The 21,044-nt window shown below is 47.3% G+C and carries 25 protein-coding genes and 1 tRNA gene; 11 read left to right on the top strand and 15 right to left on the bottom strand.

Features of this window, described 5'->3' with window-relative positions; genetic code table 11:
* Window positions 1-68: 68 nt before the first annotated feature.
* Window positions 69-1,370 carry a glycerophosphodiester phosphodiesterase gene (locus IPG31_11195; protein ID MBK6618891.1) on the bottom strand — a complete coding sequence of 434 codons (1,302 nt, stop codon included), beginning with the start codon at window positions 1,368-1,370 and terminating at the stop codon, window positions 69-71.
* Between the two features lie 95 nt (window positions 1,371-1,465).
* On the opposite strand from IPG31_11195, the gene IPG31_11190 reads away from it, so the two are divergent.
* The 3 genes from IPG31_11190 to IPG31_11180 all read left to right on the top strand — a co-directional run bounded on the left by IPG31_11190 (window position 1,466) and on the right by IPG31_11180 (window position 3,486).
* On the top strand, window positions 1,466-1,606 hold the full coding sequence (locus IPG31_11190) for a hypothetical protein (GenBank protein MBK6618890.1): 141 nt from the start codon (window positions 1,466-1,468) through the stop codon (window positions 1,604-1,606).
* Window positions 1,607-1,853: 247 nt separating this feature from the next.
* Window positions 1,854-2,375: an SRPBCC family protein gene (locus IPG31_11185; GenBank protein MBK6618889.1), complete on the top strand. Its 522-nt coding sequence runs from the start codon at window positions 1,854-1,856 to the stop codon at window positions 2,373-2,375.
* Between the two features lie 73 nt (window positions 2,376-2,448).
* A complete protein-coding gene (locus IPG31_11180) occupies window positions 2,449-3,486 on the top strand; it encodes a methyltransferase (protein MBK6618888.1) in 1,038 nt (345 codons plus the stop codon).
* A gap of 59 nt (window positions 3,487-3,545) precedes the next feature.
* Here IPG31_11180 and IPG31_11175 read toward each other — a convergent pair whose 3' ends face one another.
* From IPG31_11175 to IPG31_11120, 12 genes are all read right to left on the bottom strand, one after another.
* Window positions 3,546-3,758: a GTP-binding protein gene (locus IPG31_11175; GenBank protein MBK6618887.1), complete on the bottom strand. Its 213-nt coding sequence runs from the start codon at window positions 3,756-3,758 to the stop codon at window positions 3,546-3,548.
* Between the two features lie 276 nt (window positions 3,759-4,034).
* A complete protein-coding gene (locus IPG31_11170; GenBank protein ID MBK6618886.1) occupies window positions 4,035-5,033 on the bottom strand; it encodes an IS5 family transposase in 999 nt (332 codons plus the stop codon).
* 709 nt (window positions 5,034-5,742) lie between these two features.
* Window positions 5,743-5,818, bottom strand: a tRNA-Thr gene (locus tag IPG31_11165).
* Window positions 5,819-5,874: 56 nt separating this feature from the next.
* Window positions 5,875-6,282, bottom strand: coding sequence for a ClpXP protease specificity-enhancing factor (locus IPG31_11160; protein MBK6618885.1), 408 nt, complete (start codon window positions 6,280-6,282; stop codon window positions 5,875-5,877).
* Complete coding sequence (locus tag IPG31_11155; GenBank protein MBK6618884.1) at window positions 6,279-6,878, bottom strand: glutathione S-transferase N-terminal domain-containing protein; 600 nt, start codon at window positions 6,876-6,878, stop codon at window positions 6,279-6,281. The genes IPG31_11160 and IPG31_11155 overlap by 4 nt, the downstream gene beginning before the upstream one ends.
* 93 nt (window positions 6,879-6,971) lie before the next feature.
* Window positions 6,972-7,706, bottom strand: a complete 735-nt coding sequence (locus IPG31_11150) for a cytochrome c1 (protein ID MBK6618883.1) — start codon at window positions 7,704-7,706, stop codon at window positions 6,972-6,974.
* Window positions 7,703-8,950 carry a cytochrome b N-terminal domain-containing protein gene (locus tag IPG31_11145; protein ID MBK6618882.1) on the bottom strand — a complete coding sequence of 416 codons (1,248 nt, stop codon included), beginning with the start codon at window positions 8,948-8,950 and terminating at the stop codon, window positions 7,703-7,705. The genes IPG31_11150 and IPG31_11145 overlap by 4 nt, the downstream gene beginning before the upstream one ends.
* Before the next feature lies 1 nt (window position 8,951).
* On the bottom strand, window positions 8,952-9,557 hold the full coding sequence (gene petA, locus IPG31_11140) for a ubiquinol-cytochrome c reductase iron-sulfur subunit (GenBank protein ID MBK6618881.1): 606 nt from the start codon (window positions 9,555-9,557) through the stop codon (window positions 8,952-8,954).
* Between the two features lie 343 nt (window positions 9,558-9,900).
* Window positions 9,901-10,284, bottom strand: coding sequence for a SirB2 family protein (locus IPG31_11135; GenBank protein MBK6618880.1), 384 nt, complete (start codon window positions 10,282-10,284; stop codon window positions 9,901-9,903).
* Window positions 10,285-10,292: 8 nt separating this feature from the next.
* Complete coding sequence (locus IPG31_11130; GenBank protein MBK6618879.1) at window positions 10,293-10,769, bottom strand: hypothetical protein; 477 nt, start codon at window positions 10,767-10,769, stop codon at window positions 10,293-10,295.
* A gap of 21 nt (window positions 10,770-10,790) precedes the next feature.
* The gene (locus IPG31_11125) at window positions 10,791-11,135 is read right to left on the bottom strand and encodes an STAS/SEC14 domain-containing protein (GenBank protein MBK6618878.1); all 345 of its coding nucleotides are present in this window, start codon (window positions 11,133-11,135) and stop codon (window positions 10,791-10,793) included.
* Between the two features lie 54 nt (window positions 11,136-11,189).
* The gene (locus IPG31_11120) at window positions 11,190-12,296 is read right to left on the bottom strand and encodes an aromatic ring-hydroxylating dioxygenase subunit alpha (GenBank protein ID MBK6618877.1); all 1,107 of its coding nucleotides are present in this window, start codon (window positions 12,294-12,296) and stop codon (window positions 11,190-11,192) included.
* 540 nt (window positions 12,297-12,836) lie between these two features.
* On the opposite strand from IPG31_11120, the gene IPG31_11115 reads away from it, so the two are divergent.
* The gene (locus tag IPG31_11115; GenBank protein MBK6618876.1) at window positions 12,837-13,574 is read left to right on the top strand and encodes a PEP-CTERM sorting domain-containing protein; all 738 of its coding nucleotides are present in this window, start codon (window positions 12,837-12,839) and stop codon (window positions 13,572-13,574) included.
* A gap of 65 nt (window positions 13,575-13,639) precedes the next feature.
* On the opposite strand, the gene IPG31_11110 is transcribed toward IPG31_11115, so the two are convergent.
* Together IPG31_11110 and purE are read right to left on the bottom strand one after the other, a co-directional pair.
* Window positions 13,640-14,776, bottom strand: a complete 1,137-nt coding sequence (locus tag IPG31_11110) for a 5-(carboxyamino)imidazole ribonucleotide synthase (protein MBK6618875.1) — start codon at window positions 14,774-14,776, stop codon at window positions 13,640-13,642.
* Complete coding sequence (gene purE / locus IPG31_11105; protein ID MBK6618874.1) at window positions 14,773-15,243, bottom strand: 5-(carboxyamino)imidazole ribonucleotide mutase; 471 nt, start codon at window positions 15,241-15,243, stop codon at window positions 14,773-14,775. Before purE ends, IPG31_11110 begins: the two co-directional genes overlap by 4 nt.
* A 137-nt stretch (window positions 15,244-15,380) precedes the next feature.
* Between purE and IPG31_11100 the strand changes: the two genes are divergently transcribed.
* From IPG31_11100 to IPG31_11070, 7 genes are all read left to right on the top strand, one after another.
* Window positions 15,381-15,812 carry a biopolymer transporter ExbD gene (locus tag IPG31_11100; protein ID MBK6618873.1) on the top strand — a complete coding sequence of 144 codons (432 nt, stop codon included), beginning with the start codon at window positions 15,381-15,383 and terminating at the stop codon, window positions 15,810-15,812.
* A gap of 71 nt (window positions 15,813-15,883) precedes the next feature.
* Entirely contained in the window at window positions 15,884-16,525 is a 642-nt protein-coding gene (locus IPG31_11095; GenBank protein ID MBK6618872.1) for a superoxide dismutase, read from the top strand.
* 7 nt (window positions 16,526-16,532) lie between these two features.
* A complete protein-coding gene (locus IPG31_11090; protein ID MBK6618871.1) occupies window positions 16,533-17,198 on the top strand; it encodes an ATP phosphoribosyltransferase in 666 nt (221 codons plus the stop codon).
* Entirely contained in the window at window positions 17,195-18,493 is a 1,299-nt protein-coding gene (hisD, locus tag IPG31_11085; GenBank protein MBK6618870.1) for a histidinol dehydrogenase, read from the top strand. Before IPG31_11090 ends, hisD begins: the two co-directional genes overlap by 4 nt.
* Window positions 18,486-19,694, top strand: a complete 1,209-nt coding sequence (locus IPG31_11080; GenBank protein ID MBK6618869.1) for an FAD-dependent monooxygenase — start codon at window positions 18,486-18,488, stop codon at window positions 19,692-19,694. The genes hisD and IPG31_11080 overlap by 8 nt, the downstream gene beginning before the upstream one ends.
* An 85-nt stretch (window positions 19,695-19,779) precedes the next feature.
* Complete coding sequence (gene dusB / locus IPG31_11075; GenBank protein MBK6618868.1) at window positions 19,780-20,793, top strand: tRNA dihydrouridine synthase DusB; 1,014 nt, start codon at window positions 19,780-19,782, stop codon at window positions 20,791-20,793.
* Window positions 20,790-21,038, top strand: coding sequence for a Fis family transcriptional regulator (locus IPG31_11070; GenBank protein ID MBK6618867.1), 249 nt, complete (start codon window positions 20,790-20,792; stop codon window positions 21,036-21,038). Before dusB ends, IPG31_11070 begins: the two co-directional genes overlap by 4 nt.
* The last annotated feature ends 6 nt before the right edge of the window (window positions 21,039-21,044 follow it).

Raw genomic sequence — 21,044 nt, 5'->3', positions numbered from 1 at the left:
GGTAATCTTTGTTGAACGCGGGTTTCTATTAATCCGATCCCGATGCGACAACCAGCAGAATTTATGTATTACTTCAGCTTCATACAATTTGCGTAATAAGTGACCGTTGCAGGCCAGTCTGAAAAAATACCCAAAATACCAACTTGCTTTGCCAGCACATCAAGCGTAACGTATTTGTCTCCATCATTGTTGACGACTGCATCCGTCGTTTGATGGTACCAGGCACCATCATTGACCAGCGGTTCGGAACGCTCAAACGTCCAGGCGATGATATCGAGTCCTGCTTCCCTTGCTTTTCTAGCATAAATCGATGGGACAATTTCCTGGTTGTCACCGACAGCGACGAGCATCCACATTGGTGGCGCGATAATGCTGACTCCTGCGGCAATGAGTTCCTGCATGTCAGGTTGCCAGGTAGAAGGATTGGTGTGATCAAACTGCGGGTCATCATAGCGTCCGTCGAGATAGACTGCTTGTTTTCCAAAAACAGGTTCATTCTCGATCCAATAGCGCACATCTTCAAGGTTAAAGGATTGCGCGTAGACATCCTTTGGATGAATGCCAGCCTGTTTGTATTCATCGATCATTTTTTGTGCGTAGGTCTGCTGCGTAAAATCTCCCTGAAAAGGCATGGGCACTTCTGGTTCCTTGAGCTCAGGCGTCATTTTGGCGCCCAGAGATTTAAATAGCGCGATGCTTTCCCTGTGAGAAAGAACTGTACCCTTGTCAGCATAGAGATCCGTTCTCCATGGGACTGTGCCTTCCAGAAACTGCTGTACGGTGGTTGCTGCACGATTACTTGCATCCATTTTTCCAGAAAGAGTTTTGAATTCGGCAAGCGTGATGTCGCTAGTGCAGCATTTGGCTGATGCTGGCCTGATGACTTCACCGGTAGCAGAGTTAATTTCAGCGGGAGTAAATGGCTCGGAACATTTCGCGGCCAGCTCGGGGATGGCAAGAATGTTCGTGGTCGTATGCAGGTCGCATTGTGAATGGCGGCAGACCAATTCACGATCACGGGTGAAAGTAACATCGCATTCCAGAATCCCTGCACCCATTCTGGCGGCAGCAAGATAAGACTCGCGGGTGTGCTCTGGAAATTGTAAGGCCGCACCACGGTGGCCAATTGAAAAACTGCTGGCCTTGAATGGCCCTTCCGAACACGAAAGTAGTTTTGTTTTGAGCGGACTTTCATCCATATCATCAACCAGGAAGAAAGGACGCGGTCCTAATTGCACATTAAGATGCCGCGCTTTCAGCTTTTTGAGATGCTGTGTTTTAAGTGTTTTAAACTCTTTAGATGGTTTTGTCTTGATAAAATCATCATCGAAAGATGCAGCTGTGGCAGCCTGCAGTATCAAACCAGGCATTATCAGGGCGATCGTTATCGCAATTACTTTGAAGTAAATCATGGCAGTTCCCCGTATTGAGTCGTTGTATGCAGTCGAACCTCTCAATTAGCTGAATGAAGAGGTTAATACGTATGCTACTGCCAGTTTATGACATTATGATTGCCTGGAGATTAAGAACAGATGGCTGTATCGTAACCGTCCAACGCTCCCATCCACGCAATCACAGTTTTCTGGAATTACGGGAATTACGGTGACAGTTTATTAAATATACTAATTATGCTATGCTACCAGCATGATATAATTAGTATATTTAATAAACTGTCACCGTAATTGGTCAACATATGCAGCTATGTCAAAACAGGAGGGATATGGCGGGTATCCGGATCAGGATTGCAGCATAAGCTGCACGCGATAGATCAATCTTACGGACTGGGAAAGTATGCATTGGATTTTTCACAAACACCTGGCCCGGCATCGCCCGGCTGGAAAGGACAACATGACATGTTCAATTTAGGTTCCATGCTTAATCTGGGCTCTACCGAGCCTGTCGTAGGCAGGGCATCTACTTTAGTGCGATGCTCAACCGGAGAACTCTTCCGATTTCTCGGTGAAAATCTGTTCCAGAATTATCCGAAATGGTCACCGGAAGTCAAAGAACTCGATCAGATTACACCCGGCCCGGTTCAACTGGGCACAATCGGCCGCCAGGTGCGCATCGATCACGGACGCCGCACCGAATCCCGGTTCAAAATATCGGCGTATGATCCGGGTGAACGCCTGACGCTTCTGGGCATGCCCGATCCTTTTCGCTGCACCTATGAATTTCAGCGTATCGATTCGGATGAAACCACGCGGCTGACGTTTACGTTTGAGCTGCTTGAATTGCTGATGGTCATGCGGCCCATGGAGGGACTGGTGCGCGCAGCGATCAAGGATGGCGCCGAACGAACGGTGCAGAATATCAAACGCCTGATCGAAACCGAAAAATCCGCAAACGCACTGCCCGGCCAGAAATTGCCGTAAGCGCGCTGCATCGCTGCATCAATCACCGGCCAGTCCGCTAAACCAGGAAAAATAAACGCAATAAGGAGGCGTAATGTCGCACAATACTGATTCCAATGTTCAGATACCACAGGTGGATGATCGTCCGGTGTGGGATGTCGTCTTTGCGGTTTATGGCTATCCGGCATTACTCCTGGCCCACCGCTTGAAAATATTTCCTTTGCTGGCTGAACGTGCGTGCACCCTGCCGGAAATTTGCGCTGCGCTGAACATACATCAGCGCCCTGCGGAAGCGATCCTGACGGCGGCCACTGCACTGGGCTTTCTTTCCTTACAAGCGGAGCGATATGCACTGACGCCGGTTACGCGAGAGTATCTACTTGAAGAAAGCCCCAATTACTTCGGTTTTTTCTGGGATCTGATGATCGACAATTATCAGGTATGTTCCTTCAAAGAGCTCGAAAAAGCAGTCCTCACCGATGCGCCGCAGGCTTACGGCGGCGGCGATATATTCAAATCGCATGAAGAGCAGATCGAACTGCTCCACCGCTTCACTTGTGGCATGCACAGTATCAGCATCACGCCCGCGCTCGTCTGGCCGGGTATCATGGATTTTTCAAAGCACCGCGTGATGCTCGACATCGGCGGTGGTTCCGGCGCGCATTCGATCGGCGCGGCGCTGCGGCTGCCGGACTTGCAGAAAGCGCTGATCCTGGATTTTCCGCAGGTTTGCGAAGTGGCTGAAGGTTACATTGCACAATATAACTTGCAGGATCGCGTCAAAACACACCCGGGCAATATCTGGCAGGATCACTGGCCGCAGGCGGATTTGCATCTTTTCTCCAATCTGTATCACGACTGGTTGCCGGAAAAATGTCATTTTCTGACGGCAAAGAGCTTCAACAGTCTTGAATCCGGCGGGTGGATAGTCATTCATGAAATGCTCTACAATGACGAAAAAAACGGCCCTTTCGCTTCCGCGGCATTCAGCATGATGATGCTGGGCTGGACGGAAGGTAAACAGTATTCCGGCCAGGAATTGTCCGCCATGCTGAAGAAAATCGGTTTCCAGGATATCCGAATTCACAAGGCATTCGGCTATTACAGCATAGTGACCGGCGTGAAACCCTGATACTTGAATCCGCGTCTTTAAAAAAACCACACATATTACGATCGCTATTCCCGGAAAGCTTACTGGCCGCGCCTTGCCACCTGTGTGATCACCTTAAAAATACGCTCGACCGTTTCCCGCTCCATATCACGGGTGATGAAGACGATTTTCGAGCGGCGGTCATTGTCCGGCCAGGCGGGTAATGGTGTCAGCGGGTGGAGGATATGCTGCACGCCATGCATGGCCATAGGCTGGTCGTTGCGGGCATAGGAAAAATAAACCACCTTTTCCATGAGGGTTGAATGTACTGAAAGCTGGCACGGTTGTCAAACACCATGATAATCTATCAAAAAATGACTGTATTCCGATTCAGTTGTCACAAAAAGTCAAGGATTTTGCCGCGTTTTGGCGCTTCAGGCGAAAGACGCCCAAGGGTAAAGGAACCTCTGAAAAACAAACATTCTGAACGGCAGTCACTCAAAAACTAGCCACTATTTTCAAATAGTGACGCTGATTTTTATGAAAACAGCTATTTCTCCCTGGAAACAAGTCCATTTACTGGCTTGTTTTCAAATTTCAGACGCAACAAGACATCGACGTTCATAAGCATCACCACGGATGACGTTGGCAATGGCTGTCAGGAAGGTCAAGCGGGCCGCATTTTTGGCCAGGCCACGATAGCGATTTTTAGCATACCCAAAGCGGATTTTGATATCCCGAAACACGTGTTCGACTTTGGCGCGGCGTTTCGCCAGTTCGCGGGCGGCCTCGCGCAGTAGTTGAGCCGCTCCGGAATCGTCTTTCGTGAGTCTGGCCAGTTTGCCCGGACGCATCGCGATCACGCAGGCCGGAGGGTTTTCCACCGGCATCTCCGGGCGTTTATCCAGCCCCTGATATCCGGCATCGCCATGAATAAACTGTTCCTCGCCATGCAGCAGGGCGGCGGCTTCGGCAACGTCGCTGACATGCCCCGAGGTTACTTTGAGCGTATGCACCAACCCGGTTTCATGATCGACGCCGATATGAAACTTGCTGCCGAAAAACCATTGATTGCCCTTTTTACTGGAATGCATTTCTGGATCACGCGACCGGCTTTTATTTTTGGTCGAAGTCGGCGCGGCAATCAGGCTGGCATCGACGATGGTGCCGGCTTTCAAGAACAGCCCACGCTCACTCAGCGTTTGGTTGATGATCTGGAAGATCTGATCCATTAACCCGTGTTTTTCCAGTAAATGCCGAAATTGCAAAATGGTGCTTTCATCCGGCACGGCTTCCAGACGAATGCCGCAAAAGCGGCGCAGTGATTCAATCTCATACAGCGCATCTTCCATGCCCGGATCGGAATAGTTGTAGATAATTTGCGCAACATGCGCGCGCAGCATCAATTCCAGGGCAAATGGTTTGCGGCCACGCCCATTGCCTGGCGCATAGTGTGGTTCAATAACATCAATCATAGCCTGCCAAGGCAATAACCCGTCAAGTTGATCGAGAAACTTCTCGCGGCGCGTGACTTTGCCCTTATTGGCGTATTCTGCATCAGCAAAACTCATCTGTTGGTAAGGTTTCATGAATGGCTTCTCGGAAAAGTTTGATGCAGAATTATATTGCTTGCGGGGAATTAATCAGAGGTTCCTTAAACAACGCGATTTATCTTTAAAAATTCATAAAATGGCAGGAAAACAAATTTAAATTTCAAGTTTTCTCCTGTTGTTCTTGGATTCAGATGTTTTGTAAAGGTCTCTGGCAATATCTATACCAGTAAAAATCGAATTAAGCCTGGACGAAAAAACCAGAGAAGATCTGATTGAGCTTGCGGTTAAAATGAAGCGAAGAAATACACGACTCGGATATAGTCGCATTGACTCTCATTTTTTAAGGCTATGTCATCGTTAGTTAGTGGTTGTCATGTAACCCAATGAATTTAAAGAAAAATATCAATTATTGGTTTTTTGGCTAATGGCTCGTTTATAAATGATAAATAGTGTTTATTTGCAGCGACCAACAATTAACGATGACATAGCCTTTTTTAATGAACCTGGCACATCCAAATACAACTCCCGCAATTAAGACCCTAAAAATCCAGGACTTAAAATGAAAGGTGATCCGATTATTAATCAGAGGTGCTAGCCACAAAGTTAGAGACCTAAAAGTAACCTCTTAACATCTTGATTATAAATACTTAAATTTCTTAACAACAAACTTGATTTACATAACGCATATCGCAAAAATCTATATAGAGATATGCATAACCTTATGTATTTATTGAGTAAATATGAGTGGTGCCGGCACCAAGAATCGAACTCGGGACCTTCTGATTACAAATCAGCTGCTCTACCATCTGAGCTATGCCGGCATGATGATATCTATGCTACTAACTATAAGAAATTTATATAAAAAACTGAGGCAGTATTACTTTACGATTTTCAGGAAAGATTTATCGCGGTTAACTTGAGTATTTATTTTAGAGTCTATTGTTTTAACAGGTATCTTGACTTTTTCATTCTTAGTTTCAGGAGTGAAACTTAATCCATGTTCCAATTCCTTGGAAAAAATTGCTTTGACAGCTTCAATAGGAATTAAAATTTTTCTGGAAATTCCATTAAAACGAGCGTTAAATTGTACAAATTCATCGTTTATTGAGAGGCCATCCGTTGCGACTGGATCTATATTCAGAGTCACGTCCTCATGCAGAACCAGGTTTTCCGGCAAGTTGTGGCAATGAATAGAAACAGCAGTAAGATGAGGAGCGACCTCACTGGCAATGCACCACTCATAAACCGCACGTATTAAATAGGGTTTGATTGCTATATCTTTCATTTCCGCATCAATTTTTCGGAAGGTGTCAACGCATCAATAAACAATGGCCTGATAAATAAACGCTCGGCATACTTAAGTAGTGAGGCGGCCTGCTTAGGCAGTTTGATTCCATAATGATCAAGCCGCCATAAAAGTGGCGCAATTGCAACATCCAGCATGGAGTATTCGTCCCCCAGCATATATTTCTGCTTATCAAAAATAGCAGCAATCATGGTCAGTCCATTGGACATCTCGACACGAATACGATCAATCGATTTTCGATCATTATTTTCAAGCGCCTCGATATGACAGAACAGTTCTTTTTCAAACCGATGCAACAAAAGTCTCGCCCGCGCCCGCATCACCGGATCAGCCGGCATTAATTGTGGATGTGGAAAACGCTCATCGATGTACTCATTAATGATATTCGCTTCATATAAGACCAGATCTCGCTCTACTAACAGAGGCATCTTACCGTAAGGGCTGATGACTGCAAGATCCTCGGGGATGTTGTTAGGATCAACATCAATCACCTGAAAATCCATGTCTTTCTCGTGCAACACTATCCGACAACGATGACTGAATGGGCATGTTGCAATTGAGTAGAGCGTCATCATATTTTTTAATTTACTGCAATTAATTTATTATCTGGTAGCCGACTCTGTATTACTACTGAAATCAACCACCAATAGCAATTACATCTCGCTCGATCAGTGAATATCCCGCCAGTATTCTTTTTTAAGCAAGTAAGCTAGCCCCAACAACAGGAATAAAAACAATAGAACTCCCATTCCCAACTCTTTTCTATGCGCCGCATGAGGCTCGCCAAGATACACCATGTAGTTGACTAAGTCGACTACAAAATTATTAAACTCGGCTTCCGTCATTACGCCGGGGACAGCCAGCTCAAGCTGTTTAGTCGTTGAAGCTTTTTCAATTTTATGGTCGTTACCACTTAAAACCTGCTGACCTTGGAGCTGATGCAAAACATGAGGCATGGCCACTTTATCAAAAACCAAATTATTCCAACCGCTCACTGTTGATGAATCTCTGTAGAACGCCCTTAGGTAGGTATACAACCAATCTGCTCCACGCGCACGAGAAATGACTGATAAATCTGGCGGCACAACACCAAACCAAGTTTCCGCTTCTTTTTTCCTCATCGAGCTCTCCATCAACTCGCCAACTTTTTGACCAGTATGGATTAGTTGATCGACAATCTCACCCTCGCTCATGCCAAGATCACGATGGCGATTGTAACGCATAAATTCTGCGCCGTGACAAGTCAGGCAGTACTCGACAAAACTTTTAGCACCCCGTTTCAATGATTCTTTATCATCCACATTAATTGGGGCCTTATCCAAGGCAACACTGGCAGCAGCATGAGCAAAGCATGGAATCAGCAATACCATACTCGAAATCAGCAAAAGTTTCATTATTTTCATTTCGTCACACTTGTCGGTTCTGGTTTGGTTTTATCGATTTTGCTATACCACGGCATCAGAATAAAAAATGCAAAATACACCACTGTGAATATTTGTGCTAGCAAGGTATAGAGAGGGGTAGGAGTCTGCGTTCCCAGCCACCCCAACACAAAAAAGCTGATCACAAAAAGTGTGAGCGCTATTTTGAAGTAAGGACCTTTGTAACGGATAGACTTGGCTGGGCTACGATCCAACCATGGCAGAAAACAAAAAACCACCACACCAGCCGCCATTAGAATTACTCCCCATAATTTTGCATCTATCCAAAGAAAATTAACTGTGACTGCACGCAACATTGAGTAGTAAGGCGTGAAGTACCAGACTGGCGCAATGTGATCCGGCGTTTTGAGTCTATCAGCTGGAATAAAATTATTGTATTCCAGAAAATAGCCACCCATTTCTGGCGCAAAGAAAACAATTAGGCAGAAGATAATTAGAAATACAACCGTCCCAACGATATCTTTAATCGTGTAATAAGGGTGAAATGGAATTCCATCCACAGGAATTCCAGTTTTAGGATTGCGATTAGTCTTGATTTCGATTCCGTCTGGGTTATTAGATCCCACTTGATGCAGAGCGACAATATGCACGAACACGAGAACAACAATCAAGCCAGGCAAAGTAACCACATGGTAGGCAAAGAACCGGTTTAATGCTGCATCCGACAGCATAAAGTCCCCCAGTATCCAGTTTGACAAGGTTTCACCAATGAGCGGGATTGCACCAAACATACTGACTATTACCTGGGCCCCCCAATATGACATTTGTCCCCATGGCAAAATATAACCCGTAAAGGCAAGGCTCATCAAAACAAAGAAAATTGCCATCCCGATCAACCAAAGCAATTCACGAGGTTTACGATAGGAGCCATACATCATGCCGCGAAACATATGCAAGTAGACCACCACAAAAAACATGGATGCACCCGTTGAATGCATGTATCTGATCAGCCAACCCATATCCACATCACGCATGATGTATTCCACCGATGCGAATGCCATGCTGGCATCTGGTTTATAGCTCATCGTCAGAAAAATACCGGTCAACAACTGGTTAACCAGTACCAACAAGGCCAGAGAGCCAAAGTAGTACCAGAAATTAAAGTTTTTGGGCGCGTAATATTCTGATAAATGCGCCTTCCAGGTTACCGTCATCGGAAATCGTTTATCAATCCACGCTACTATCGAATTTTCTTGTTTGCTCATTTTATGAGGACTCTTTACTTTCAGCACCAATTAACAGACTGCTATCACTTAGATAGGTATAAGGCGGAACAACCAGATTAGTGGGCGCCGGTACACCACTATAGACCCTTCCGGCCAGATCAAATTTTGATCCATGGCAAGGACAAAAAAATCCTCCTAACCAATCGGTTCCCAGATCAGCCGGTGCAATATCTTTTCTGAATGTTGGGGCACAGCCCAGATGCGTACATACCCCTTCAACAACAAGAAACTCGGGCTTAATTGAGCGCGTCAAATTTTTTGCATATGCCGGCTGCTGTTCGCGCAGCGAATCTGGATCAGCGAGTTGCGCATTAAGCTTCTCCAGCGTCTCCAGCATAGCCTCGGTACGCCTTAGTACCCAGATTGGCTTGCCACGCCATTCGACTGTCAACAGCATGCCCGGCTCCAGCTTACCAATATCCACTTCGACCGGAGCACCAGCTGCTTTTGCTCGCTCACTTGGCATCATACTGCGCAAAAAAGGTGTTGCCACTCCCACTCCTGCAATGGCACCAGCAATTGAAGTAGTTACCAGAAGAAACCGCCTGCGCCCGCTCATCTCTCCCTTATTGAAGCTATCAGTCATTTTTCAAAAATTCCATGTCAGACAGTATAAATTCCTAGAAACCTTGCCGTACAACCAGCCAGCACCCCATACCCCAATAACCCATGCTGGGAAGGTGGGCATTTTAACACAACCAATAATATAGGTAAGTGCAAAACAATGTGATCATCACCTTTTAATTCAGGAAGGACATGATTACCACAAAATGAAGAAGCCATGAAAACCCAGAATCCAAAACCAGACTGAATATACGTCTAGCGGTTATGATATGACAGGTTAATACATTGAATAAACGTAAATATATTTTATAAGCGAAGCGGCACACAGCATAAGAAATCACCAAAACCTAAAATCTCAGGATGTCCTAAATCAAACCTATGGCAGGATGCTTGGTTAGCGCAACCAACACGATATACAAAAAAACAATCTGGGCTAGCACCCAGTTAACCAACCTCACTTGTTGAGTTTTGCCAAATCTGAAAGCCATCATTCCCAACACAATATAAATGATTAATCCGGCAATTTTTGCTGCCAACCAAGGCTCATCAACAGGATTTCTATGTGTCAGAACTGCCAGAGTAATCGCACTGGAAAGCAATATAGTGTCATTAACATGTGGCAGAATTTTTACCCAACGCTGCTGCAACACAGTCGAAACCTGCAGCATCCATATTCCACGGAATAAAAACAGAGCGTAACTGAGTATAACGCTTGCAACATGAACATATTTCAGTGCGAGATAATCCATAATCTTTTTTAGAGCATTAACCAGCCATGACTTCCGGCAACTGCACCCGCAACAGTCACTAGACTGATGCTCAAAAGAATCCAGTGAAAACGCTGCATTCTTCTGAATGTTGCTTCCGATGCTTGCTGAACGCTTGTCTCAACACGGCGACGTAACACATTCGGTTCCAAAATAAACAGGAGAATCGAGAACAGCAACCAGACAAATACCATCGCATGCATCCACCAATATCGCAGTTCACCAAAGCGACCCCAGGCGTGCAACGCATGCACCATATAAAACCCGCTCAGCCCAACTAATAAGGTAACAATTCTCGCCTGCGCCGCAAAGCGTTTTTCGAATTTCCTAAAAAACTCAGCACGATTCTGCGCTGAGGGCATCTGTATCAACAAGGGCAGCAGCACACTTGTTACCATGGCAACGCCACCAATCCATATGACAACACCAACCACATGCAGCGCCCTCGCCAGCAACAACTCATTCATTTTGTTCGGCTCTTATATTATTCAGGCAATAACCCATTTTTCAGCCTTATCGTAATCGGAAAAAACCATAACCTCCGCATCAGTCAGCAAACTGGACACCCAGGCACTCCATGCCTGCCATTGATTATCAGTTACGATCGCCACTCGACCAACTTCATCGCCATGTTCGCGTACAAATGTCAGCTCTCCCCAAGCCACATCAACTGTATAGGACAGCATATCTCGCAAATCCAACAATATGCTGACTTTACCGCCCAAATGTACCTGGTAGAGCACCTCATCTTCAAACTGCCGAAAATCATTCAGCGTAAATTCACCGGCAACCGCCACAGCAATCAAACTATCATCCTTGTTTATACTGATCATTTCAGTTCGCTCCAGTTAGTATCATATGACCTCAATCTGTTACTCGGTGATCTTTTATTCTGTCAAATAAGGCCCGATCTCGCGCCGTAGAAATTGATGAAAATGCGCCATGCCTGCTTCCATCGGAAGCTGATAAGGACCAACCTCATTTCTCCCCTGCTGATAAAGCGCGCGCCTGCCTGCGGTCATTCGCCGACAAATCTCATCATCTTCTTTGGCCGTTTCCTGATAGGCCGCCTGCTCTGCCTCAACAAACTCCCGTTCGAACAATGCAATTTCCTCCGGATAATAAAACTCGACAATATTGGCGCAACTCTCCTGGCCAGTTGGCAATATCGTGCTAATTACCAGTGTATGCGGATACCATTCCAGCATTATATTCGGGTAATACAGCAACCAGATTGCACCATGTGGCGGTAATTGACCATGATATTGCTGCTTAACGAGTTCACGCCACTTTTGATATGTAACCGAATCAGCCATGCTTGATTCAGTCCGCATTCCAACAGTCTGTATGCTGTACCAGTCGGAGAATGTCCATTCGAGTCGACTGACATCAACAAATTTACCCAGTCCCGGATGAAAGGAATCCACATGGTAATCCTCCAGATACACTTCGATAAAAGTTTTCCAGTTGCATTGATAATAATCGACCCGTACCCGATCGAGCATATATCCAGAGAAATTAAATTCATTGAAATGCAGCCCATTTAGATCTTTCTGAATATCTCGCTTTCCATCAAAGAGCAATCCATTCCATTGCTGCAATGATTTTTTTTCCAGATTCAGGCATGGATTTTGCCTGAAATGTGGCGCACCCAGCAGCTTGCCATCGGTTGCATACGTCCAGCGATGTATCGGACAAACAATATTACGAATATTGCCTCGCCCTTCAAGCAACAACGCTTGTCGGTGACGACAGATATTTGACAACAGCTCGATGCCATGCTGGTTGTGCACCAGCATGCTTGCATCATTTGTGCTCTGCAGTACATGGTAATCGCCTTGTTTCGGAACCATCAGTTCGTGACCGACATAGCCAGGCCCCTGATCAAAAAGTAGTTTTTTTTCTAGTGTATATATTTCATGATCCAGATACCAATCGACAGACAGTTGGGGAGAACCTGAATCTGCTCCTGAAATACAAACTGGACTGGTCATGACACACAAACGCAATCAAAAAGTGAACGCTCACAAATAAAGCGAAAAATGGAGCACAACGCACCCATAAAACGAAGAAACATCATCCTACTCGGCGAAAAATAAAGTTTCACGACTGCAGAAAAATTACTAAAAACCAAGCATTATAAGCCAAATAGGCAGACTTCAAGCATGTACTGCTTGCTAACCTGCAGGTACCGTCCTGAGTTCAATTACCCAGCCCACCTTGCCCAATCCTGCCAAACACTACGCCACACCTCAACTTTCAAACGCACTTTCCAAGAAACTTTATTGCACCCTTTGATTGCCGTTATCGAGCAGACAACGTCGATCACTTTTACAACATCTCGCATAAAAAACGACACCTCATCACAACTCAATGTAAACAAATGCTAATTATTCTTGGCACGTTAATTGCTTTTATACAAATACTGATTTTCAGTTCATGCAGCAAGAACTCCACAGCCTGACGTGGCAATGCATGAGCGATGAAAACACAGCAAAACTGACGATTTACGAATAACAAACAAGGAGACGAAGATGAAAAAATTATTAGTCATAAGTGCATTGGTTACTATTTCAGGCTTGGCAGGCAATAGTCACGCTACGCCAGTTTCCTGGGGGCTGTCCTCGGGCACATGCACTTCTGGCGTGGGTAATGAATGTACTTTTACCAATGCCGGCAAAACGCTCACGGCCCGCGCTTACGCAACCAATGACAATCCTGGACTGGGTTTGTTTGTTAAAGCAACGCTCAAACAGTTTAACGGAGGTTTAGGTGTCAAGAGTCCCGGTGAGTCAGATTCCTCCCCACAACATGCCGTAGATAACGACGGCAAGGATGAGCTGATCGTTTTTGAATTTGGTAGCGCCGATTATCTGTTTACCGATTTTCAGATTGGCTGGAAACAAAATGATGCCGATATCCGCGCCTGGATTGGGGGCGATGCGCTCGGTGCCGATTATAATTTCTTTGGCAAAAAATTCTCTGATCTGAGTAGCCTGGGTTTTACTGCTTTTGATTTCCTGAATGTACCCATCAATAACACACAAAATTTCGGTATAAATGGAATCGCCGGGCGTTACCTGATTCTTGCTGCAGCTCCCTATAACGCAAGAGGTTACGACAAAAACCTCGACTATTTCAAAATCAGCCGGATCAGTGGAAACGATCGCCCCACGCCTCCTGTAGCCATTCCCGAATCGGGCACGCTGGCGTTACTCGGTATTGCCCTGGCTGGTTTAGGTGTAAGCAGGGCACGTTCAATACGTCCGTAAATAAATCACTCGCAACTCTGGGATCAGGCTCTTCAACTGACTCCCAGGGTTGAAAAAGCAGGAGATTATCTTACTGCAGTTAATGCTTGTTTAATATTCAGCGCTTTCGCCAGCGCCGCGTCGAGCGTATCGGCCAGTACCGTGAAATGCCCCATTTTCCTGCCGTGACGGGCGGCCTGCTTACCGTACAGATGCAACTTTGCATCTGGATGATCAAGTATCGAACGCCAGTCAGGCGGAGAATCGCCCTGCCATAGATCACCCAGCAGATTGACCATCACAGCAGGACGCAGGAGACCAGTGCCGCCCAAGGGCAGGCCGCACAGCACGCGCACCTGTTGCTCGAACTGAGAGGTGACGCAGGCGTCAAGCGTAAAATGGCCGCTATTATGTGGACGAGGAGCCATTTCATTGATCAGGAGCTGGTTGTTATCCAGCAAGAAGAATTCAATACCCAATATACCGACATAGTCCAGCTGGACGGCGACTTGCCTGGCAATTTCACACGCCTGTGCGGCAATCGACTCTTCGATCTCTGCCGGAATAATGCTGACATCGAGAATACCGTTGACATGGCGATTTTCAGCAACAGGATAGCAGGCAGTCTGCTGATCCCGTCCTCTGGCGAGAATAACCGAAATTTCCCGCACCAGAGATACCCTTTTCTCCAGCACACAGCCCCCGTTATTCATGTGAATCAGCGCACCACGTAATTCACCAGGGCTGTCAACGGATACCTGGCCTTTTCCATCGTAGCCAAAACGGCTGCTTTTAAGTATCCCGGGAAACAGGGCAGGATCAATCGTGGCAATTAACGGTCGCTGACCATCCAAAACAAGGTAAGGCGCCAGCGCAAAACCATGACGGGTAAAAAACTTTTTTTCCCGAACTCGATCCTGTGCGGTGGCAACGCTATCCGCATCCGGACTGATCAAACAGAATTTTGACAGATAACGCAGAGCATCCGCTGGCACGTTTTCAAATTCGGTGGTGACACCTGCACAGGTCGAGCCCAACTCATCCAGCGCCACAAAGTCCAGATAATCCGCACACAGGTGCCGTTCGGCAACACGACCAGCCGGGCTATCCCGAGCCGGATCCAGCACCGTAACCCTGTACCCCATCGAATGAGCTGCCATGACAAACAGCCTTCCCAGCTGACCACCGCCCAGGATGCCAAGCATTGCACCCGGCTCGATCATGCTTCTTCTGAAGGAAGTGTCATTGCTGCAACTTGCGCTGACTGATTCTGACGAAACTGATCGAGACGATACGCGAGCACGCTGTCACTAATGGAAAGTAATGCGATTGCGAACAGCGCGGCATTAGCTGCCCCCGCCTCACCGATAGCAAAAGTGGCGACTGGTATACCTTTTGGCATCTGCACGATGGAAAGCAGGGAATCAATACCCTGCAGGTGCCGCGATGTAACCGGCACACCCAATACCGGCAACGTAGTTTTGGCAGCAAGCATGCCAGGCAGATGAGCCGCTCCACCCGCGCCAGCAATAATACATTTCAGACCACGTGTACACGCTGTTTGCGCATAGTCAAACATTTTATCCGGGGTACGATGGGCGGAGATGATCAGGTTTTCATATGACACCCCGAAATCCCTGAGCATGCTTGCAGCATGCTGCATCACGTTCCAGTCACTACTGCTACCCATCACAATGCCGACCTGGGGCTGATTCACTTGGTGTCCTTCAAATAAATATATCCGCGAGGTTTGGTGAAAAGGTAATAATAAACTAGAATAAAAATGTGAGTTCGAAATTTCCTCATCCACTAACCAACTGACCCCAGATGAATTTTCAACGAGGACGCAAAAAAGAAGAGCCTGAAATCAACCTGGTTCCCATGATTGATGTATTGCTGGTTATCCTTATATTTCTGGTTATTACAACCACTTACTCAAAATTTGCAGCGCTGGAGATAACCCTCCCGCAGGCAAACGCCCTGGAAACGGATATCGCCAAACAATCCGTCGTAATTGATGTGGCCGTCAGTGCAGGCGGGGAATACACCATCAACATGGTCCCGGTAAAGTTTGTCAGCATTGAAGATTTGCGCGATTCGCTGCATCGTGCAGCCAAATCACAGGAGCACCCCATCATTGTTATCAGTGCGGATGCCAGTGCCAGTCACCAATCCGTTATCACAGTCATGGAAGCTGCACGGTTGGCAGGGTATAATCAGGTCACCTTCACTACAGAAATTTCAAATGGTATTCAGTAAAATCTCCAATAGACTAGATCACCAGGCTGGTTATGGCTTCATTTTTTAACTTTATTTTCAAAGGAAGCAAGATGAGCAATTCTCTGGAAAACTTTTCTAAACCGGCTCAATCCGGCAATGTTTACGTACTAGCACCACTACCTTATAGCGACCATGCTTTGGAACCTGTTATTTCCGCACATACGCTCAGCTTTCACTATAGCAAGCACCACAAGGCCTATGTCGACAACTTGAATAAACTGGTGGCGGGTACGCCATTTGCAGGGCAATCGCTAGAGCAGATTATCACCGCAACGGCTGGAAAAGCGGATCAGGCAGGCATTTTCAACAATGCCGCGCAAATTTGGAATCATATGTTTTACTGGCACAGTTTGAGTCCCAATGGAGGGGGAGAACCCTCATCCACACTAGCACAGAAAATTAAAGCAGCATTTGGTACCGTGGACAACTGCAAACAAGAGCTTGCCAATGCGGCGGTTACTCAATTTGGTAGCGGCTGGGCGTGGCTGGCACAGGATGGTGACAAACTCGTCATTACCAAAACTGCCAATGCAGATTCACCACTAACCAGCAATCTTCGTCCATTATTGACCGTAGATGTATGGGAACATGCCTATTATCTTGATTACCAGAACCGACGCCCAGACTACATCAAGGCTTTACTCGACAAATTGATTAACTGGGAGTTTGCAGAAGCCAATCTCATTGGGTAGCTCCAGATTGTCGACATCAACACCTGATTCAGCAGTCACCATCGCTCTTTCAAAAGGGCGAATTTTTGAGGATACGCTGCCTTTTCTCAAGGCAGCTGGCGTGGTTACGCTGGATGATCCCGAAGCCTCACGTAAATTGATTATCGCTACCAACCGGCCAGGCATTCGTCTCATTATGGTACGCGCTACGGATGTGCCGACTTATGTGCAATATGGGGCGGCGGATATGGGAGTGGCTGGCAAGGATGTGCTACTTGAACACGGCACTAGCGGGCTTTATCTGCCACTTGACCTGCAGATAGCCAGTTGTCGCATGATGGTCGCTGTCAGAAATGATTTTGATTATGCCGCCACGGTTTTCCAAGGTGCGCGGCTACGCGTGGCAACGAAATATGTCAAAACGGCAAGAGATCATTTTGCAGCCAAAGGAATGCACGTCGATCTAATCAAGCTTTATGGCTCCATGGAACTGGCGCCATTGGTAGGACTAGCCGATGCCATCGTTGATCTGGTTTCAACTGGCAGCACGCTCAAAGCCAACAATTTACGAGTGGCAGAAGAAATCATGCCTATTTCTGCCAGGCTGATCGTCAACCAGGCCGCATTAAAATTAAAGTACCAAGCTATTCAGCCCTTACTTGATATATTCCGCGCAGTCATTCAAAGAAAATGATTAATATCAATCAACTATCGACTTTAGATGCGGACTTCGAGCAATCCCTTGCCAACTTGCTTGCAGTTGAGTCTTTACAGGATGTTGAAGTGACACAAGTAGTTCACCAGATTTTGAATAACATCAAAACGCTTGGTGACTCAGCACTGATGGACTATACCCGTCAGTTTGATCATCTGGAATTGACCCAGATCGATCAGATTGAAATATCTCAAGAACGCGCACAGAATGCTTTGCAGTCAATCGATATGGAAGCGCGAACGGCGCTGGAGTGTGCAGCAACGCGCATTCGTCGATATCACGAAAAACAGATAGCCGCCTCCTGGCAGTACACTGAGGCAAATGGCACCATGCTGGGACAGAAAATTACTCCACTGAAGCGTGTTGGGCTATACGTTCCTGGTGGGAAAGCAGCCTATCCTTCATCTGTATTGATGAACGCTATTCCAGCAAAGGTCGCGGGGGTGCAAGAACTGATTATGGTAACCCCTACCCCTGGCGGCTATTGCAATCCACTGGTGCTGGCCGCAGCAGCTATCAGCGAGGTAGACCGGATTTTCACCATCGGCGGTGCTCAAGCCATAGGCGCGCTTGCTTACGGAACAGCGACCATTCCGCGAGTCGACAAAATCGTCGGGCCAGGTAACGCCTTTGTGGCTGCAGCCAAACGTCAGGTGTTTGGAGCAGTTGGTATCGACATGATTGCCGGTCCATCTGAAATTCTCATAATCTGTGACGGATTGACCCATCCGGACTGGATCGCGATGGATCTATTCTCACAAGCCGAGCATGACGAACAGGCACAATCGATCCTGCTCTGCCCTGACGCGGCCTTTCTTGCACGCGTCAGGGAAAGCATCTCCAGGCTGATTAAAACCATGCCTCGTCATGAGATCATTCGCACATCGCTACAAAATCGTGGCGCCCTGATCCGGGTAAGAGATTTGCAGGAAGCCTGCAAGATCGCCAACCATATCGCGCCGGAACACCTGGAATTATCGGTTGAAAATCCAGAACAATGGGTAGACAGCATTGAACACGCCGGCGCTATTTTTCTGGGGCGACATACCTGTGAAGCGTTGGGCGATTACTGCGCAGGACCGAATCATGTATTGCCCACATCAGGCACTGCCCGCTTCTCTTCTCCACTGGGTGTCTATGATTTCCAGAAACGCACCAGCTTGATTCAGGTTTCATCGGCAGGTGCCGCACAACTGGGCCATATTGCCACAATACTGGCACGTGGCGAGGGGCTGGAGGCTCATGCGAGATCAGCACGCTATCGCTATGAGTAATAGCGATCCAGACAAACCGGGCGTCTTGCCTGAACAACAGGTTGACATACTTATTGCCGGTGGCGGGCCAGTGGGTATGGCGCTGGCACTGGCCTTACAGGAATATGATTGCTCGGTTCTGCTGCTGGAAGCACGTGCATTGCCTGAAGTAGTGGATGATCCACGGCCGCTGGCACTTTCTTATGGCAGCCATCTGATTCTGCGACGTCTGGGTGTATGGGAAAAACTGACGCAGCCCACACCCATTTTAGCGGTACATATTACCAATCGAGGTCATTCAGGCCAGACACACCTGACCCCGGGTGATGCCGGTGTTCCGGCACTCGGTTATGTGGTGAATTATCATGAGCTTTATGCTGCGTTACGCTCACAGGTACAACAAGGGCAAACCGATTATCAAACAGGAGCACAAGTGGCTTCATTCCAAACCGATGCGCAGCACGCCAGAATAAGATACCAGCAGAACGGAATCGATAAACTGGCATCAACCGCCCTGCTGGTATTAGCGGATGGTGGCAGGCTGGCGGAGCAGGTACCTGGGGTGAAGTACCAGACTCACGACTACGGCCAGACCGCTATCATCGCCAATCTTGAGGTAACGTCACAACAGCAGGGCGCGGCATTTGAGCATTTTACGCTGGATGGTCCGCTGGCGTTACTGCCTTCCGGCCAGGGCTATGCGCTGGTGTGGACATTACCCACTGACAAGGCTGAAACTATCCTGCAGCTTGCGGACCAGGAATTTTTGTCGCAATTACAAAACAGCTTTGATAATAAATTAATCAATTTTGTTGCAGCAGGCCAGCGTACCAGTTTTCCATTGATACTCAAGCATGCATCGAATGTCACTGCTGAACGGACTGTTCTAATCGGCAACGCCGCACAAACCCTGCACCCGGTCGCAGGCCAGGGCTTCAATCTCGGCTTGCGTGATGCATGGGAACTTGCCGATGAAATAAGTCATACCTCTCCTGGCGGCGCCAATGAAGCTGGTAGTCCTCACATGCTGGCAAGTTATAATAAACGGCGCCGCATTGATCGCGAAGGTGGCCGGTTGTTCACCGATTCCCTGGTTAAATTATTTACCCGCAATTTTCCTTTGCTACAAACCGCAACGGGGTGGGGGCTGGCCGCTCTCGACCATTTACCACCTGCCAAGCGTTTTGTCGCACGCAGAATGATATTTGGGGCAAGAGGATAGTTTTAATTTCCACCGTATTATCTGTCAGAACGGCTCTAAAGTTGAATGTCATCTCTATAGGTACCCGCAAAATTAACGGTTTTTTATGCAGATTGGTCAACATAAACTCAAAAATAAATTGATCGTTGCGCCAATGGCGGGAGTCACCGATCGCCCTTTTCGTCAATTGTGCAAGCGAATGGGAGCGGCGATGGCTGTCTCCGAAATGGTATCCAGCAACTCATTGCTGTGGGGGTCAGAAAAAACCCGGCGACGCGCTTGCCATGAGGGTGAAGTCCGGCCTGTATCGGTGCAGATTGCAGGTGCCGACCCATTGATGATGGCCGATGCTGCCAGACACAATGCTGAACAAGGCGCTGAAATTATTGATATTAATATGGGCTGCCCGGCTAAAAAGATTTGCAATGTCATGGCGGGATCCGCCTTGATGAAAGATGAAAGTCTGGTCAGCAAAATTCTGCAGGCAGTGGTGAATGCAGTCGATATTCCAGTCACACTTAAAATCCGAACCGGTTGGGATCCAGATCATAAAAATGCATTGGCCATTGCGCGTATCGCCGAGGATGCCGGCATTCAGGCGCTGGCAATTCATGGTCGAACTCGTGCCTGCGCTTACCGGGGAGAAGCAGAATATGAAACGATTTCGCTGGTTAAAACGGCGATCCGCATACCTGTTATCGCCAATGGTGATATTACTTCCCCACAAAAAGCCAGACAGGTACTGGCTGATACAGGTGCCGATGCCGTCATGATCGGACGCGCTGCACAGGGCAGACCATGGATTTTTCGAGAAATTGAACATTTTCTGATGACTGGCGAGTATATGCCTCCACCAACCACCGTAGAAATCCGCCGCATTCTGATCAATCATCTCCATGAATTATATGAATTTTATGGAGAATACTCGGGGGTACGCATGGCACGTAAACACATATCCTGGTACACCCGAGGGCTGGTTGGTTCCGCCGCGTTTCGTCATGCCATGAACCAGTTACAAACAAAAGATGCGCAGCTGACAGCAACCCATTTTTTCTTTGATGAACTCGCGGAGCAGGGTATGGAGCTCGCCTATACGGATAATGAGGAAACCGCACGATGACTGCTACCATTGATGAGAATGAAATTGCCTCGTGTGTCCGTAAATCCCTGGAAACCTACTTCCGGGCACTGGATGGTGAAAAGTCCTGCCCAATTTACGAAATGGTCATTAACAGCGCGGAGAAACCGCTTCTGGAAATCGCCATGCGCCATGCTAATGGGAATCAGAGCAGAGCCGCCCAACTGCTTGGCATCAACCGCAATACCTTGCGCAGCCGCCTGCTCAAACACCAACTCATCAAATAATTGACC

The organism is Nitrosomonas sp., from assembly GCA_016703745.1.
Classification (GTDB): Bacteria; Pseudomonadota; Gammaproteobacteria; order Burkholderiales; family Nitrosomonadaceae; genus Nitrosomonas.
The sequence above is the reverse complement of the archived record's forward strand: the minus strand, read 5'-3'. Positions and strand labels throughout refer to the sequence as shown.

Excerpts from the sequence above, each read along its gene's own strand:
- IPG31_11115 (MBK6618876.1), top strand. The coding sequence starts at position 12,837 with ATGAAAAAATTATTAGTCATAAGTGCATTGGTTACTATTTCAGGCTTG.
- petA (MBK6618881.1), bottom strand. The coding sequence starts at position 9,557 with ATGACTGATAGCTTCAATAAGGGAGAGATGAGCGGGCGCAGGCGGTTT.
- purE (MBK6618874.1), bottom strand. The coding sequence starts at position 15,243 with ATGGGTAGCAGTAGTGACTGGAACGTGATGCAGCATGCTGCAAGCATG.
- IPG31_11070 (MBK6618867.1), top strand. The coding sequence starts at position 20,790 with ATGACTGCTACCATTGATGAGAATGAAATTGCCTCGTGTGTCCGTAAA.
- dusB (MBK6618868.1), top strand. The coding sequence starts at position 19,780 with ATGCAGATTGGTCAACATAAACTCAAAAATAAATTGATCGTTGCGCCA.
- IPG31_11195 (MBK6618891.1), bottom strand. The coding sequence starts at position 1,370 with ATGCCTGGTTTGATACTGCAGGCTGCCACAGCTGCATCTTTCGATGAT.
- IPG31_11100 (MBK6618873.1), top strand. The coding sequence starts at position 15,381 with ATGAATTTTCAACGAGGACGCAAAAAAGAAGAGCCTGAAATCAACCTG.
- IPG31_11110 (MBK6618875.1), bottom strand. The coding sequence starts at position 14,776 with ATGATCGAGCCGGGTGCAATGCTTGGCATCCTGGGCGGTGGTCAGCTG.
- IPG31_11120 (MBK6618877.1), bottom strand. The coding sequence starts at position 12,296 with ATGACCAGTCCAGTTTGTATTTCAGGAGCAGATTCAGGTTCTCCCCAA.
- IPG31_11155 (MBK6618884.1), bottom strand. The coding sequence starts at position 6,878 with ATGATGACGCTCTACTCAATTGCAACATGCCCATTCAGTCATCGTTGT.
- IPG31_11170 (MBK6618886.1), bottom strand. The coding sequence starts at position 5,033 with ATGAAACCTTACCAACAGATGAGTTTTGCTGATGCAGAATACGCCAAT.
- IPG31_11175 (MBK6618887.1), bottom strand. The coding sequence starts at position 3,758 with ATGGAAAAGGTGGTTTATTTTTCCTATGCCCGCAACGACCAGCCTATG.
- IPG31_11185 (MBK6618889.1), top strand. The coding sequence starts at position 1,854 with ATGTTCAATTTAGGTTCCATGCTTAATCTGGGCTCTACCGAGCCTGTC.
- IPG31_11160 (MBK6618885.1), bottom strand. The coding sequence starts at position 6,282 with ATGAAAGATATAGCAATCAAACCCTATTTAATACGTGCGGTTTATGAG.
- IPG31_11190 (MBK6618890.1), top strand. The coding sequence starts at position 1,466 with ATGAAGAGGTTAATACGTATGCTACTGCCAGTTTATGACATTATGATT.
- IPG31_11180 (MBK6618888.1), top strand. The coding sequence starts at position 2,449 with ATGTCGCACAATACTGATTCCAATGTTCAGATACCACAGGTGGATGAT.
- IPG31_11125 (MBK6618878.1), bottom strand. The coding sequence starts at position 11,135 with ATGATCAGTATAAACAAGGATGATAGTTTGATTGCTGTGGCGGTTGCC.
- IPG31_11095 (MBK6618872.1), top strand. The coding sequence starts at position 15,884 with ATGAGCAATTCTCTGGAAAACTTTTCTAAACCGGCTCAATCCGGCAAT.
- IPG31_11130 (MBK6618879.1), bottom strand. The coding sequence starts at position 10,769 with ATGAATGAGTTGTTGCTGGCGAGGGCGCTGCATGTGGTTGGTGTTGTC.
- IPG31_11080 (MBK6618869.1), top strand. The coding sequence starts at position 18,486 with ATGAGTAATAGCGATCCAGACAAACCGGGCGTCTTGCCTGAACAACAG.
- IPG31_11145 (MBK6618882.1), bottom strand. The coding sequence starts at position 8,950 with ATGAGCAAACAAGAAAATTCGATAGTAGCGTGGATTGATAAACGATTT.
- IPG31_11150 (MBK6618883.1), bottom strand. The coding sequence starts at position 7,706 with ATGAAAATAATGAAACTTTTGCTGATTTCGAGTATGGTATTGCTGATT.
- hisD (MBK6618870.1), top strand. The coding sequence starts at position 17,195 with ATGATTAATATCAATCAACTATCGACTTTAGATGCGGACTTCGAGCAA.
- IPG31_11135 (MBK6618880.1), bottom strand. The coding sequence starts at position 10,284 with ATGGATTATCTCGCACTGAAATATGTTCATGTTGCAAGCGTTATACTC.